Origin of the sequence: Pseudomonas sp. D4002 (assembly GCF_013385665.1) — a bacterium.
Classification (GTDB): Bacteria; Pseudomonadota; Gammaproteobacteria; order Pseudomonadales; family Pseudomonadaceae; genus Aquipseudomonas.
This window is the reverse complement of sequence record NZ_JACAPN010000030.1, coordinates 109,555-123,962: the sequence shown is the minus strand read 5'-3', so window position 1 is coordinate 123,962 and position 14,408 is coordinate 109,555. Positions and strand designations below refer to the sequence as shown.

The 14,408-nt window shown below is 54.3% G+C and carries 13 protein-coding genes; 8 read left to right on the top strand and 5 right to left on the bottom strand.

The window, feature by feature from the left end:
- Positions 1–168 precede the first annotated feature (168 nt).
- Complete coding sequence (locus HX824_RS22050) at positions 169–432, top strand: hypothetical protein (RefSeq protein ID WP_177049853.1); 264 nt, start codon at positions 169–171, stop codon at positions 430–432.
- Positions 433–500: 68 nt separating this feature from the next.
- Here HX824_RS22050 and HX824_RS22045 read toward each other — a convergent pair whose 3' ends face one another.
- Entirely contained in the window at positions 501–1,247 is a 747-nt protein-coding gene (locus tag HX824_RS22045) for a BPL-N domain-containing protein (RefSeq protein ID WP_177055061.1), read from the bottom strand.
- 333 nt (positions 1,248–1,580) lie between these two features.
- Between HX824_RS22045 and HX824_RS22040 the strand changes: the two genes are divergently transcribed.
- A complete protein-coding gene (locus tag HX824_RS22040) occupies positions 1,581–2,312 on the top strand; it encodes a hypothetical protein (RefSeq protein ID WP_177049856.1) in 732 nt (243 codons plus the stop codon).
- 250 nt (positions 2,313–2,562) lie between these two features.
- Here the strand turns inward: HX824_RS22040 and HX824_RS22035 are convergent, their stop codons facing one another.
- Positions 2,563–4,164, bottom strand: a complete 1,602-nt coding sequence (locus tag HX824_RS22035; protein WP_008432589.1) for a PLP-dependent aminotransferase family protein — start codon at positions 4,162–4,164, stop codon at positions 2,563–2,565.
- Here HX824_RS22035 and HX824_RS22030 point away from each other — a divergent pair.
- Both HX824_RS22030 and HX824_RS22025 read left to right on the top strand, forming a co-directional pair.
- On the top strand, positions 4,163–4,825 hold the full coding sequence (locus tag HX824_RS22030; protein WP_177028433.1) for an FMN-binding negative transcriptional regulator: 663 nt from the start codon (positions 4,163–4,165) through the stop codon (positions 4,823–4,825). The genes HX824_RS22035 and HX824_RS22030 overlap by 2 nt on opposite strands.
- Positions 4,810–5,574 carry a sulfite exporter TauE/SafE family protein gene (locus HX824_RS22025; RefSeq protein ID WP_003210527.1) on the top strand — a complete coding sequence of 255 codons (765 nt, stop codon included), beginning with the start codon at positions 4,810–4,812 and terminating at the stop codon, positions 5,572–5,574. The genes HX824_RS22030 and HX824_RS22025 overlap by 16 nt, the downstream gene beginning before the upstream one ends.
- A 435-nt stretch (positions 5,575–6,009) precedes the next feature.
- Here the strand turns inward: HX824_RS22025 and HX824_RS22020 are convergent, their stop codons facing one another.
- Entirely contained in the window at positions 6,010–7,209 is a 1,200-nt protein-coding gene (locus tag HX824_RS22020; RefSeq protein ID WP_177049858.1) for an MFS transporter, read from the bottom strand.
- Between the two features lie 98 nt (positions 7,210–7,307).
- Between HX824_RS22020 and HX824_RS22015 the strand changes: the two genes are divergently transcribed.
- On the top strand, positions 7,308–8,249 hold the full coding sequence (locus HX824_RS22015) for a LysR family transcriptional regulator (protein ID WP_177049860.1): 942 nt from the start codon (positions 7,308–7,310) through the stop codon (positions 8,247–8,249).
- A gap of 102 nt (positions 8,250–8,351) precedes the next feature.
- On the opposite strand, the gene HX824_RS22010 is transcribed toward HX824_RS22015, so the two are convergent.
- Both HX824_RS22010 and HX824_RS32815 read right to left on the bottom strand, forming a co-directional pair.
- Positions 8,352–9,152, bottom strand: coding sequence for a GNAT family N-acetyltransferase (locus HX824_RS22010; RefSeq protein WP_177049862.1), 801 nt, complete (start codon positions 9,150–9,152; stop codon positions 8,352–8,354).
- 385 nt (positions 9,153–9,537) lie between these two features.
- The gene (locus tag HX824_RS32815; RefSeq protein WP_177049864.1) at positions 9,538–11,034 is read right to left on the bottom strand and encodes a methyl-accepting chemotaxis protein; all 1,497 of its coding nucleotides are present in this window, start codon (positions 11,032–11,034) and stop codon (positions 9,538–9,540) included.
- Positions 11,035–11,499: 465 nt separating this feature from the next.
- Here HX824_RS32815 and HX824_RS22000 point away from each other — a divergent pair, with 465 nt between their 5' ends.
- From HX824_RS22000 to HX824_RS21990, 3 genes are all read left to right on the top strand, one after another.
- Entirely contained in the window at positions 11,500–12,483 is a 984-nt protein-coding gene (locus tag HX824_RS22000) for a DUF3644 domain-containing protein (RefSeq protein ID WP_256347043.1), read from the top strand.
- Positions 12,484–12,739: 256 nt separating this feature from the next.
- Complete coding sequence (locus HX824_RS21995) at positions 12,740–13,510, top strand: hypothetical protein (RefSeq protein ID WP_177022082.1); 771 nt, start codon at positions 12,740–12,742, stop codon at positions 13,508–13,510.
- Positions 13,511–13,913: 403 nt separating this feature from the next.
- The gene (locus tag HX824_RS21990) at positions 13,914–14,213 is read left to right on the top strand and encodes a hypothetical protein (RefSeq protein WP_003212641.1); all 300 of its coding nucleotides are present in this window, start codon (positions 13,914–13,916) and stop codon (positions 14,211–14,213) included.
- Positions 14,214–14,408: the final 195 nt, after the last annotated feature.

Below are 14,408 nucleotides of genomic sequence, written 5' to 3'. Positions count from 1 at the left end.
GATTTTTTCTGATTTCCCCACCTTGTGAATAAATGGCCCTATGAGATATGTCGAAAATGGATCTTTTATCGATCCATTTCTCTTCTTATAGTCGACCAACGCCCCAAGCAGTTAACAGCGGTCATTAGTTCAGCTGTGGGGTTAGGTTTCTCATTGGCGGAAGTTGATATGAATTATAAAAACGGCTCTATCGGTATCGGAGTGTCTGCACTTTTAGTGCTGTCAGTTCTGCGTTTGTCCACTAACCAACCCCCAACCCGGGAAGAGTTTGTAAAGTATCCATCTCTCCGGCAGAAGTGGTTCACGATATGCGACGCTCGCAGCAACCTTGCCGAGCTCAATGATGAAGGCTGCAAGCATTTACGCGAATGGCAGGCGGCCACCAAACTTCCCGTACTGGACAATTTGATGAATCAAAACCTGGGTAAATAGCTGGCGGCCATATGACTTTTTCAGTTGGCTGGAGCATCCAGCTGAAATCCGGAAGTCATCATCGCCCCCTACCTGTGCCCCTCAATGCTGCGCACCAACGCCCCAAAAAGCTCACCCCGCGGCATCTCGCTCAAGGGAATATTCGCCTTCTCGAACCACTCCCGATCCGCCTCAGGATGCGGGCCACTCAGCACCACTATCCCGTTTTCATAGGTGTAACGCGCTGCCGCCACATCACCATTCCGGTAGGTCGCAATGGTTGAAGAAGGCGAGGTCGCGTCAGGCTTGGGGAAGTAAGGCCCATCCTGATAAAAGACGCTATCGGCTTTCCCATCCCACACAACCTGCACCGCCGCGTCCGCAATGCCCGCGACCTCAAACCCAGGCCTGCCCGCCTCTGAATCAAGGTCGTAGGGTATCAGGCCAAAGTTGCTGTCGTCGGCCAGATAAGCACCCATACAAAGCCCCAGGTAGCGCCCACCCTGGGCGACAAAGTCACGAATGGCCTGCACCCGCGCATCCCCCAAACTATCAAGCGCCGCAGGGATGTCCTGACCGCCACCCGGTTGAACGTAGAGGTCATAACGAGCGAGGCTTTGCGGCGTGATGTCGATCGATTCATCGGCACCTACAAAGTCAATCTGCGCATTCGGGCGGACGCGCAGCAGGGCTGTTTTGACATTCTCTGAACATCCCTCGCAGCCCGCCGGGCCTCGGTAGATAGCGACATGGGCGATGGGTGTCGCGGCGTGCACTGAGGAAGGAAGCAGTGTGAAAAACGCAAAAAGCGTCGCGGCGATGGCGTGCAGATTCATGGTTGTAGAGTCGTCTTAGAGCTGATTGGGTCCGATCGGACTTTGTGATTCGAAGCCTAAAGCCAATAGCCAGTTGAAGGAGTTAACATTTGTAAATCGGCTAGGAAAAATCGGGGTTGATGATCGCAACTACGGTTTTCCCATTCATATTTATGGGTTTTCCTTTAGTGCATAAATATCGAAGAGAGCGTTTCTTCCATTTTCAATCCCCGGAATTTTTCAGGCTGTTTGAGTCAGCTCTCGGCCATGCGCGAATGCTATCGGCCAATAGCACACACTCAAGTATCGACTATGCTTGGAGCGATTCAGCCCTGTACCTGAAGGATCTAAACAATGGGGTACCTTGTCGTTGCTCACGCGATGAATGTGAAGCCGGAGTTAGAACCACTTTCTACGTTGCCGGTGAGCATTGGTTGGTCATTGCACCAGGATGAAAACGCCACGTCGTTCTACTTAGACACGTTCAAGGCTGGCGAAGAACGGAAATGGCCCTTTACGTCTATGCCACCCATCAAGGATGTACCGCTTGAGCTCCCTCAAGAATTGGCAGCGCTATCGCGGATATACAAAGTGCTTAAGGATGCTCAGCTAGCCGACTACTTCAAGAGAGCTTTCCTGAATGTGAATTTAGCGCTGAGTAAAAGCCTTCAATTACACGTTTGCAGCTTTTGCACGGATGACGACGGGTTGGATTTTGTGTGTGTATCGTCGAATGGTGAACTGCAAAGGCTGCGTTGCGTTTGCGGTGATCTGGATATCACCTACGAGCTTGGCACGGTCATGATCCAGCCGCTTCTGATAGATGGGGTTGAAGGCGCCGACGTAAGTGGTCTGCATGACCCAGAGAGCGGCATTCACGTCTTGAGTCGGAATATAATGCCCTCGTCGTTACTGCATGCGGTGGCTTCAGCAGAAACCACTCGCTTTCTACAAACAGAAAGCCCCCCTCTGGGTCTAGGTAGCTTCGATGGTCTGGACGTCGCACCGGTAAAGATTGCTGGCTCTAAGATCGCCTCGCTGAAGCCTGAGGTGGTTGCTCAGAAAGCGTGGTGGAGGCGGTGGTAGTTGTATCGACGACTTCGACCCAAGCCAGGAGGTTTTCCGGGGAAAAGTAGCCAATTATCAGCATCGAAAAATTGGGGCCGATAATGGGGGCCAGTTTTCAAAAAGCTACCCGTCACGATGGGCTGCAATCGGCCAATAGCGGTCCCTCCGTCCAGAACCATTTTCCACCCTTAGCAGTCACTCAAGCCGACCACTTTTTCTTATTCGCCTTATCTCTACCTTGTAAATTTGCTCGTGTTCGAGCCGCATATTAGATGACATAGTCATCCACTGATCCGGACCGAGCCCCAAGCTCTTCAACCTCCCGAACCACCGTGCCAAGAATGCCGATCCCTTCATGAATCTGCTGCGTTGTCAGGCCGGCATAGCCCAAAATGAGCCCTGCCGGTCGCTCGTATTCTACCGACGTGGGTTCGGCAAACAGCGGCGAAAGCGGATATACGCCAACCCCGCGTTCGAGCGCTATCGCCTGCAACGTCGGCTCATCCTGAGCGCGAAGCGCGGGTAGCGTTAATACGCCGTGTAAGCCCGCCGCCATGCCGGCCAGTTGCCCATATTCCGCCAGATGCTGTTCAAAAGCCTCCAGTAATGCCCTTCGCCGCAGTTCATTTTCCCGCCGCAGGCGGCGAACGTGACGCTCATAGGTTCCACTTTCGATCAATGAGGCGAGCACGTTTTGTTCCCAGCGCGGTGAGTGTCGATCGGTCAGCCGTTTTGCTTCACGGAAAACGTGAACCAACTCGCGTGGAAGAACCAGATAACCCAACCTGAGTTGCGGTGAGAGTGCCTTGGAGAACGTTCCGACATAAATGACGCGAGCATCTGCGTCCATGGATTGCAGTGCGTCGATGGGCCGCTGGCCATAGCGAAACTCGCCGCCGTAATCGTCCTCAATGATCCACGCGCGATGTCGCCTCGCCCAACTCAGCAGTTCGAGGCGACGTGCGACAGGAAGCACCGCCCCCATGGGAAACTGGTGCGACGGAGTGACAAAGGCCAGGCGCACGCGATCACCTTCCGGCAGAGCACTGGTATCCAGTCCAGAGGCATCGACGGGTATGGGCAACGCCGTCGCGCCCGTGGCCTCAAAGCAATATCTGGCCATGCGGTAGCCAGGCTCTTCGAAGACGAATGCATCTTGCGGGTTCAGCAAAAGCCGGGCGCACAGGTCAAGTCCTTGCTGCGAGCCATGCACTACGAGTATTTGATCCGCATCGCACGCCAGACCGCGTGCGCGTCGCAGATAACCTTGCAGCGCATTGCGCAAGCGCTCTTCCCCTTCGGGGTGGCCGTAAGCGAGGCTCGGTTGACGCTTGACTAGTTCGGAACGGTAGGCGCGCTGCCAACCCAGCGCCGGAAAATCCCTGGTAGCGACCGAGCCGTACCTGAAATCGATGCGGGCTTGGGGTGACGCCATGTTGTACGGCTTCATGATGGCCACTCGTTGCCCGTAAAGGGAAAGCACTGGCGGCAGTTCCTTTTGCTGCGCCGAGTCCCCTTGGGCATGCCCGGATTGAGTGCTGATTATGCTCGCTACCGTGGCGGCCTTGCCCACTGATGTCAGGACAAAGCCTTCGGCCGCCAGTTGCTCGTAAGCCGCCGTTACCGTGGTTCGCGACACGCCGAGTTCGGCCGCGATTGCCCGCGTCGACATGAGCCTCGTGCCGGCGGCAAGCGTGCCGTCTTCTATCTGCGCGCGCAGCCTGGCATAGATCCGACGTTGCGCGCCGCGGGAAAATGCATCCGGATTGGCTGAAAACTGGCCCATGGAAAAACCTCGAAACTGGCACTTTCGATGATGCAGGTCGTGGTCGACATTATGGACTCCCAACAATCCGTAGTGAAATCCCATGTACATTCCCGAACACTTCGCAGAGCACCGCCCGGAACAGTTGCACCGAATTATCCGCGACAATCCGCTGGGCATCCTCGTGACTGAGGGTGAATCCGGCATGGATGCGGACCACATTCCCTTTGAACTCGATACCGGCCACGGAACATACGGGTTGCTGACCGCTCATGTGGCCCGCGCCAATCCTGTGTGGCAACGTTGCGCCGGCAGCACGCCTGTTATGGTGATCTTCAGGGGGGCAGAAGGCTACATTTCGCCCAACTGGTTTGCGTCCAAGCACGAAACGCATCGCCAGGTTCCCACATGGAACTACGAGGTGGTGCATGTGCATGGCGTCATGCACGTGATGTCGGAAGAAAAACTCCTGCGCCGCACCCTGGCCCTGCTGACTCGCCACCAGGAGTCCAAGGAGATCAAGCCCTGGAAGATGGGCGATGCGCCGCGTGAATATCTGGACGAGATGGTGTCGAGAGTCGTCGGTATCGAGATCGAAATGCAGTGCGTTGAATGCAAGCGCAAGCTCAATCAAAACAAGTCGCACGCTGATCGCTTGTCTGCGATCGCGCACTTGCGCGAGCGCGGGCACGTTGAGCTTTCTTCGATAATGCTGGCCAACCTTGAGCAGCCGGATCAGGGGGCAGCACCGTGGACCTTGAGTTGACCACCACCACGATTCTGGTGACCTTCGCCGGAGTTTTTTTGATCTGCTTTATGAAAGGTGCCTTCGGTGGAGGCTTCTCCATTGTCGGCATTCCGCTGCTGTCGCTGGTGATGGATCCGCTCACAGCCGGCGGACTGCTAGCGCCGTTGTTTATCGCGATGGACCTGTTCGGCCTGCGTTACTGGAAGCCATCCACTTGGTCTAAACCCGACTTGGTGCTGTTGTTACCAGGTCTGATTGTCGGCATCGGTGTCGGCTATCTACTCTTTCGCGTCATGGATCACCGCGCAGTCGCGTTAGTGATGGCGGCGGTTACCCTGATTTTTGTCGGCCTCTGGTTCAAAACCGGTGGGGAAATCAGGGTCAGCCAGCGCTCATCGCTCAAGGCGGTGTCCGCAGGCGTCACCTCTGGGATCACGACTATGGTCGCGCATTCTGGTGGGCCACCATTAGCGATGTACCTGTTGCCGCTCGGTCTAAGCAAGAAAACCTATGCCGGCACCACCAGCATGTTCTTTACCGTAGGCAATCTGCTCAAGGCAGTGCCTTGGCTGCTGTTAGCCAGGCCCACCGGTAACGTGCTAAGCCTGATGGTCATCTGCCTGTTAGCAGTTCCAAGTGGTGTCTGGCTGGGCTGGCGACTGCACACCAAGCTGGATCAACGCCAGATGTACCTTGCCTGCTACTGCCTGCTCGTAGTCACGGCGGTAAAACTTCTGTGGGACGGCATAAGTGGCTATATCGTCTGAAAATGCCTCACCACTATGAGGCCCAACGTTACGGCCATTATCCGACTGGCTGCCAACGGAATGTTAGCAGTCAGAGGCCGTTCAAATGGCCTGTGACACTAGGATGCTCTGCTCGGCTAGGCGTGCTTCATCGAGCTAAAATTAGCGCTTGAGGACTTCGTCAGGGTAGTAACCGAGCATCTGAACTGGACGCAGATACTCAGACGGCGCTCCGAACAATTTAATCGAGCTGCTTAGAGTGACGAAGTTGAGATTGAGCGGCGGCGTAATATCACCGGCATTGCGTGCCGTCGCTTGAGCCTCATCGAGTGCCTCGGAGATGCTGTTGATTGCAGCTCCGGAACACTCCGAGGAAGGCATCACACAGCATTTGTGTGAACTGGCTTGCCTGCATTTTGGCTGAGCCGAATTCGGACTAAGCGGCAGTAAAACCGGTCAGGGCTTGGACAAGCTCCTGAACCCAGCTTGGCCACCCACCTTAACAACCAACCAGGCCAGCAGCACCAATCCCAAGGTTGCCCAGGGGATCGATCCCACGCCTGTCGTCTCAAGCAGTACACCGCCCACTACGGCACTGCCCGCAAACGCGAGGTTCAGCACGGTCACCAGCATCGACTGAGCCACATCGGCACCGTCGGCAGCAGCATTCGCCAAAGCTGTCTGTAGCAGGGTCGGTGCACCGCTGTAACTCAGGCCCCAGGCAGCCATCGCCACATAAACCGCTATGGCAGGCAAGCCACCCAACGCCAATGCCAGCGATACCAGCGCAAACCCGGCCAGGCTCAACAGCACCAACCGCCGCAGCCAGCGGTCAATCAATAGCCCAGTGAGCCAGATACCCACGAGAGCCGCAATGCCGAACGCAAGCAATGCCTGCTCGACCTGTCCATCCAACCCGACCGATGCCAGGAATGCCGCAATATAGGTGTAGAGCATGTAATGAGCCATGATCCACAGCATAACTACCGTCAGCACCGGTCGCACGCCTGGCCTGGACAAAACATGGCCCAGGGACAAGCGCTGACCAGCCCGTTGCCCGGCAAAGTCAGGGACATTCAGCCGAATCCAAACCATCAGCGCCAGGCTCAACGCCGCTAGCAGCCCGAACACATTGCGCCAACCGATCTGTTCACCCAGCCAGGCACTCAGTGGTACGCCCAGCGCCAAGGCGACGGGGATACCCAGCATAGCCACTGCCATCGCGCGGCCTTGCAAGGGCGCGGCGACCATGCGTCGCGCATAACCGGCCAACAGGCTCCACGCCACACCAGTGGCGACCCCGACGATCAGGCGCGCGACCAGGGTGAGGGCAAAATACGGCGACAAGGCAGTTACCGCGTTGCACAAACAGAACACCCCCACTGTCAGTAATAACACAAGGCGCCGTGGCCAACCTTGCAAGGCCAAGGTCAAGGGAACGGCCGCCAGCCCGGAACCGAGGGCACACGCGGTGACCCATTGCCCCGCCCATGCCTGGGAAACCTCAAACGTGTCGGAGATGTGTGGCAACAGGCCGGCGGGTACGCTCTCGTTGGCAGTGGCGATAAAACTCGCGGTGGTCAGGGCCAGTAAGCCAGTGATAGGTAGTTCTGAGGACGGCGGGGGGTTGGGTTGAATCGATTCTTCGCGGTTCATGAGCTTGCTCGAAAAACAGGTGAGGCCTGATTGTGATGAAGTGTCTGTGATTTGATAATTGGTCTAGAATTTGATGCTTAATCAAATCTGGATTGAAGATGGCCACTGATCGATTGGGGGACATGCGCTTGTTCGTTGAGGCTGCCGACCTCGGCAGTCTTTCAGCCGCTGGACGCAAGTTGGGGTTGTCGCCGGCGGCGGCCAGCGCACGGTTGCTCAAGTTGGAGGCGGCGCTGCATACCCGCTTGTTTGATCGCACAACCCGTCAACTGCGCCTGACTGATGAAGGCCGGTTCTATCTGCAGCAATGCTGGGTCGCCTTGCGCGCCATTGATGAGGCGGAGGCAGGGTTGCAGGCGAGTCAGCAGGAAGTACGCGGTAAAGTCCGTCTGTCTGCCTCTACTGACTTTGGCCGTCACCTGCTTAATGACTGGCTCGAGACCTTTTGCGCGCAGCATCCGCAGTTGAAGGTGGCGCTGACCTTGTCGGACGCTATGTCTAACCTGGTACAGGACGATGTCGACCTAGCCATTCGTTTCGGCCCACTGCGTGATAGCTCGTTGATCGCCCGGCAACTGGCACCCAACTGGCGGGTGCTTTGTGCCTCGCCGGACTACCTGGCGAGCCACGGCGAGCCGCAGACGCCGGCCGAGCTCACCGGGCATAAATTTATTCTGCTGGTGACTCCGGCGGGTCCTTTAAACACCTTTCATTTCAGGGTGGACGGCCAGACATGGAACCACAGTGTGCCATTGGAAAACGCCTGGGAAGCCAACGATGGCGCCGTGGCACGTGCTTGGGCATTGGCCGGTCATGGCATTGCACGCAAGACCATTTGGGACGCAGCAGCGGATATCCGTGCCGGGCGGTTGAAGGTGCTGCTGCCTGACTATTGCGTAGCAGAAGCTGGGGTGTTTGCGGTGCTGCATGGCAATCGGTACCGAATTGCCAGAGTGCGGGTCCTGTTGGACTTTCTGGTGGAGCGTTTCAAATGTGCCACCGAGGAACTTCTGCGCGACGTCGATGTGCCGAGGTTTTAAATGAATATGAACAGCTCTGGCTGACTTACCATTTTCGCCATAGGAGCAGCAGCTTTTTACATCTACCGTTCGCACAAGCGGAAGGTAGATTACGAATCTGTTTCAACCATCTGCCAAGCGGTACAGCGCCTGAGCATGAGACGCCGCCAGCCCAATGCGCTGCAAATTGCGGCGACTCTGCGAACTTGGAAGCGCAGTTGCAGCAATCACCAGGCTGCCGTGCTTCTTTGCTTGCTCTATCCGGTGAGATATCAGCGCTCCATGATAGCCCAAGCCTCGTGCATTTTTTCGAGTGGCAGCCGTGCCCAGGTAGGCAACGCCATTGCTGGCCAGGTACATCAACGCGCCTGCAACGACTTGCCCATCAGCTTTAAGGACGTAGATTTTCAGGCGTTCATTCGACATCAGTCCTGCAAAACAAGCCTGGCTCAACTGACGATGCTCTGGCTTGGTATGAAAGCCACTCGCATGAACTGCCGCGAACTCCGGAAGAGAGTCTGAAGTGGCCTCTTCGATGTTGAATAATTGGGGTGGCAACACCGCATCCTCGATGGGGCACGCAAGCTGCAGATGCGTCCACCCCCTCAAACGCTCGAATCGCTCCTCACCCACAAAAGCGAATTGCTCCAACGTCGAGGCTTTCCCGATAAGGGGCGTTACTGTTGAATACTCCGCTGACTCCTTGAGCAAGCTCAGCAGTGAAAGGGGGTTGCCGGTGCTGTCACCGTAGATACGATTGAACATCGGGCTAGGTGTTGCCTTCACCTGAAAGCACGGAAAGGCCCCATTGGAAAACACACGAGCACCAAAAGGATTTCCACTAACCCGCGATAAGCTCTCAACGCGGGAACACAAGTACTCGCTTTCTGCGGCTTCGATGGCATGCGCCCATTCAACATCCATGTGCATCGTCTCTTTGCAAGATTTCCAGGGAAGGTAGCGGTAAATCAACCCCTACGCACCTGCGAGGGCAGTGAAATAGATTGTCGGGCCAATGGGAGAAGTTTGGGCATCTGCCACAGAAGAGACATCGCCTGGCTTGTCGATAATCGACCCGGCTGCGTACATGCTCAAAGCCAATCCGATGTGCGATGACTTGATGGAAGAGGCAAGCCGCTATGCGTTATCCGGCCCACGCTCAAAATGAACACGGCACGTCCAAATAAAGGAGCAGAAAGGGCCCGATTCATTTGATTGAAACCCGATCTGCCCGTAGCGACGCTCACGCCTGGACTAACAATCCGCGTCAGAAGCAGCGCTTGAATCAAGCACCGGCCCATGCTCCCACTCACTGATGAAACCGGCGCCCCAACGCATCCAACCGCACCGCAATCGGCGGTAACCGCTCACTGCTCCTGGCCAGCGTCTCCACATCCTGCGCCGTATTCTGCGCGATGCTCTGCACCGACTGCAGCCGCCCCACAATCTCCACATTCGCCGTGGATTGCTCCCGAGTGGTCGACACAATCCGCCCATTCAACTGATCGATCTGCGAAATATCATTGCCCACCGCCCGCAGCATCTCCACCGCCAATTGGCTGTCCTCCACGCAGCGCTCCACGCCCTGGCGACTGTCGTGCATGGCCTCTACCGCTTGCCGGCTGCCGTGTTGCAACCCTTCAATAATCGTCTTGATCTCCTGGGTCGACACCGCCGTGCGTTGCGCCAGGCTGCGGACCTCATCGGCGACCACGGCAAACCCGCGCCCTTGCTCACCCGCGCGGGCGGCTTCGATGGCGGCGTTGAGGGCCAGCAGGTTGGTCTGGTTGGCGATGCTGTTGATCACCTCCAGCACCGAGCCGATTTGTTCGGCTTGCACGGCCAGCCCTTCGACCGTCTCGTTAGTGTCGTGGAGGCGGGTGGCGAGTTGAGTGATTTCCAGCTGGGCGCGGCCGACGCTTTCCTGGCCACGGATGATCTGCTGGCTGGCTTGCCCCGCGTGCTCGACGGCATGCTCCACGTGCACGGCGATATGGCCCATGGCATCTTCCATGCGCTGCATGGAACCGGTCATCTGGGCGATTTCCGCCAGTTGGTGGCGCGCGCCTTTTTCCAGGGTGCCGCTGGCGTGAGCCAGCTCCTGACCCAGTTGGCCGAGGCCGTGGGAGTCGCGGGCGACGCCGTCGATCAGGCCGGTGATCTGGGTCAGAAAGTGATCGAAACGGGTGGCAAGGGAGACATGCACTTTTTCCGGACTGCCCTTGACGGCCTCACCGCTGAACTGCGTGGTGACGGCGAGCATCTTTTCGAGCATTTCCTGGCTTTCTACCGCTTCGGTCTGGCTGTGTACGGCGAGGTAGAGCAGGGCGACCGTTTCCATCACTACGTAGAACGCGTGGATGAAAATCATGCTCCAGCCGCCGTGATGCTCCATCACAAACACCGGGAAACCCTGATGCTGCAACGCATGGAACACCACGTGGTGTACCGCGATGGTGACAGCGGCCACCAGGATAGGCAGCCAGTCGCGGTAGAAGGTCAACACCGCCAGCAGCGCGAAGATACCGAAGTGCGATTCGATGACACCCTGGGCCTGGTTGATGTGCAACGCCGCCATCACCATCAGCCCAACGCCAAGGGCGCAACGCATCAGGCGGGTGCCGCCGATGACGCGATAGGCCAGGGTCAGCACCACGCTGGTGCCGCCGCCTATGAAGAGCGCTTGAAGCAGCGTGTCGTGCCATAACGCCAGGCCGAGGGAGAAGAGGGTCATCAGCCAGATCAGGGCGAGCATGATGCGGTCGGCTTTGCGGTAGTGCTCGATGAAACGGGCTTGGGCAGGCATTCACTCGTACTCCATGTGGACTGGCCGGGGTGAGGCAAGCATGCGACGTGCCATACGGGCATGCGGGGAGCGAATCGGGTGTGGGGGAGCGGGGGTTGATTGATGGTAGGAGGTTATCGGCGGTGTTGGGTGGGGCTTTAGGGGGGATAAGCCAGAAGCTGCTTGTTACGAGGGGCTGCAATCGGCCAGAAGCGGCCGCTCCCGCAGAGCGGTTTTATAGCTGCGAGAACAGCGATATCTAAATGCGACTGATAGGATAGGATCTAGCTTGTGCATCGGTATTTGGCCGAGCGTCGTAGCGGTACGACGGCTGAACACTGCGAGCCGTAAGCTCAGACTGGATTTCCCGCCAAGTATCGCTATGGTATCCAGTAAGAGAAGGGTCATTCCAAGTGCCCGAAATGGTCACTTTATTGTAATCGCATATAAAATCTATAAATATGACTCACTGCAAGGATGATCAGTATGGCGGTAGAGAAAAGAGTGCGATCAGTGGGATCTGTAGCGGGAGAACTTATAAAAAAATCTAGAGAGTCCGCCCTTGCGTCAGTACAGATATTTAACAACCCTGCGCTCACCTTCAAGTCTGAAATATTTATTGTTTTAATGATGATATCTTGGACTTATCTCCTCCATGCATATTATCGTAAAAATGGAGTTGAGTATCGTTACTTCAAAATGGAAGGTACGCGAAAGAGATTTCAAAAAACTGCTAAAGGTGCTGTAAAGCATTGGGAGTTAGAGAAATGTCTGAATCAGCCAGAGTCACCGGTCGATTTGAGTGCCGCAAATAATCTTAGATTTCTAATCGGCTTGAGGCATGAAATCGAACACCAAATGACGACCAGGATAGATCAGTTTTTAAGTGCTAGATTTCAAGCTTGCTGCCTAAATTATAATGAACTTATAAAGTCGCTATTTGGCGCTAGCTTCGGTATAGACAAGCACTTATCCTTTAGCCTCCAATTCTCATCTTTGAATAAGGAACAGGTGGAGAAATTATCCCAGGCTGACGGTCTCCCTGAAAATATCCGGGCATATATAACTGCATTTGATCTGGCTCTAACCGATGAAGAGTTCAATGATCCAAAATTTTCTTATCGTGTTTTCTTCGTTCCCAAAACAGCGAACCATAAAGGTCAGGCAGATCAAGTTATTGAGTTTATCAAACCTGGCTCTGAAATGGCCCAAGGAATAAATACCAAATATATTCAAATCAAGGAGATTGAACGCCCTAAATATTTACCTTCGAAAATTATCGAAAAAGTACAGAGGTCTGGCTATCCACGATTCAATATGAGGCACCACACGCAAATGTGGCAGCTCAACGATGCAAAAAAACAAGGCAAAGGTTTTGGCGTCACCATAATGAACACATGGTACTGGTATGAGACATGGTTGGAAAATGTTCTAGCTGAGTGCGAAAAACGTAAAAAAGAATTTGTTTAAGATGTGCGCAACTTGCACTATTCGAGTTATAGAAACCGCTTGCACAGCGCCGGAATGCTCATGCTCTATAAAATTATCTAGTTTTTATCGAGTAATCACTAACTGAATAAGCAACAAAACAGCTGAGGCCGATGGCTAAATTTGAGCATTTATTCAGCTTCGTACTCATCCAGCGAATGCCAGCAGACCAATTAATTACGCACGCACTGGAGTAAAAATGTTAAAACTACATACTCAGTTGATTTGCGTTTATCACATGAGCAACCCAGACGACCCTTCTGAAGGCATCCCGACCCCGGATAGACGCGCAAACAAACCTATCGGCATTCACGAAACCTCCACAAATAAGACAGCTTTTTTTCAGAAAATAATAAAGCCAAAAATTGGTTCAAAAACCATTACAATAGTGGTCCCCAATGAAATCACTCTTGCAATAAATGTAGCAACCAAGTCGTTACAGCAAGCTAAAAAAATTAAAGTAAAACTCGAACGGTTATCAGAGTCTACTCAATCGATATATGATCACAATGTGGGGCTGGCATATGACTATCTTGAGAGCATACAGACGGCAATAATTTTCGCATATAAGGCAGTGGAATCATTTTGCAATGCGGCAATCCCTGACTCACATGTATACATAAAGTCCACCAACAAATCTACAGAACATTATAGCAAGGAGCAAATCGAACGATGGATTTCTACTTCTGAGAAAGTTTCATCAATATTGCCACCAATATTAAAATGCCCTCCACCTCAATCCGAGAATTTCTGGTCCGATTTCAAGAGTCTTGAAAGACTAAGAAACGAGATAGTACACAGCAAGTCCAGTAATACAGATGCAATATTGGAAGAGTTATTCGCAGAGTGTGTATACAGGCACATACAGTCAGCACTGGTTTTACTGGAGTTTTTTATTGCGATCGACCCGTCAAACCCAATATTTCCGTTAGGCTTTGGAAAATCTATGGTGCGAGTTATGAATGTAGCAAAAGCGGAAGATATATTAGGTAAGGTTGACGAAAGTTAACTCCGTCCATCCGGTTACGCATATAGAATAATTTCTACGATGCGTTAAATTTTTAAGAACACAACGCTCGCTCACGACCGGAATTTACCACTTCACCAAAGGCTGCTTTTGGCCGATAGCAGCCGGTCGTTCCGTAGGCTGCACGCCATCTGTGAGCTGGCAGTATCGGCCCGAGGAGGGGAGATCAAAGTTGATCCAAGCGCGGTCATTTGCATGTAAAACAGCAGGATCAGTCATGTGATGGCCCTTCTCGGCTCGTACTGTCCGCCTTCAATCGTCAATTGTCCTGGTTCTAACCGGGACGTGCTTAACCACCATTAGCCCGGTTGAACTGCCAACGCGTGGAACGACCCGCTATGCCGGCAAGTCTACCTGTATCTACTCATGGGTAAGGTACAGCGCAATGGATAAGACAATCACCGTCGATCAACTAGAGACCACCGACCTTGGATCAATCAACGAAATATGGCTTGGCGGGACGCATACCCAGCTATGCCTATGGCGTGGCGAACAGGTCTTCACCCACGAGATGATGAGCGAGGGCACCCACGATCAGAATGTCCAACGCCTGTGCTTGCAGTTGGTCAACCCTGACGATCAAACCGCCGTAGCCAGCGTCGAGGTAATTGTGCGCGAACGGCTGAAAAAAATGGGGAAGGAGGGCGAGTTTTATCCCGCAGAGGAGGCTGACACTCATCAATAAGAAAAGGTGTATCGGTCATTCATGGGGAGTTGATCCAAGGCCTGTTGTCGCTTGGAGGTGTATCTTTCGATGATGATCCTGAGACGCTTAGGATGACTCACTCAATTCAGTAAAACCACGGAGCAGCCAACAGGTTATGGATATCGAATTTCGCGGTAATCGCATGCGTGATAACCCGTCTGTAGGTACATGAAT

Coding starts and splice junctions, on each gene's coding strand:
- HX824_RS22050 (WP_177049853.1), top strand. CDS start 169: ATGAATTATAAAAACGGCTCTATCGGTATCGGAGTGTCTGCACTTTTA.
- HX824_RS22045 (WP_177055061.1), bottom strand. CDS start 1,247: ATGAATCTGCACGCCATCGCCGCGACGCTTTTTGCGTTTTTCACACTG.
- HX824_RS22040 (WP_177049856.1), top strand. CDS start 1,581: ATGGGGTACCTTGTCGTTGCTCACGCGATGAATGTGAAGCCGGAGTTA.
- HX824_RS22030 (WP_177028433.1), top strand. CDS start 4,163: ATGTACATTCCCGAACACTTCGCAGAGCACCGCCCGGAACAGTTGCAC.
- HX824_RS22035 (WP_008432589.1), bottom strand. CDS start 4,164: ATGGGATTTCACTACGGATTGTTGGGAGTCCATAATGTCGACCACGAC.
- HX824_RS22020 (WP_177049858.1), bottom strand. CDS start 7,209: ATGAACCGCGAAGAATCGATTCAACCCAACCCCCCGCCGTCCTCAGAA.
- HX824_RS22015 (WP_177049860.1), top strand. CDS start 7,308: ATGGCCACTGATCGATTGGGGGACATGCGCTTGTTCGTTGAGGCTGCC.
- HX824_RS22010 (WP_177049862.1), bottom strand. CDS start 9,152: ATGGATGTTGAATGGGCGCATGCCATCGAAGCCGCAGAAAGCGAGTAC.
- HX824_RS32815 (WP_177049864.1), bottom strand. CDS start 11,034: ATGCCTGCCCAAGCCCGTTTCATCGAGCACTACCGCAAAGCCGACCGC.
- HX824_RS22000 (WP_256347043.1), top strand. CDS start 11,500: ATGGCGGTAGAGAAAAGAGTGCGATCAGTGGGATCTGTAGCGGGAGAA.
- HX824_RS21995 (WP_177022082.1), top strand. CDS start 12,740: ATGAGCAACCCAGACGACCCTTCTGAAGGCATCCCGACCCCGGATAGA.
- HX824_RS21990 (WP_003212641.1), top strand. CDS start 13,914: ATGGATAAGACAATCACCGTCGATCAACTAGAGACCACCGACCTTGGA.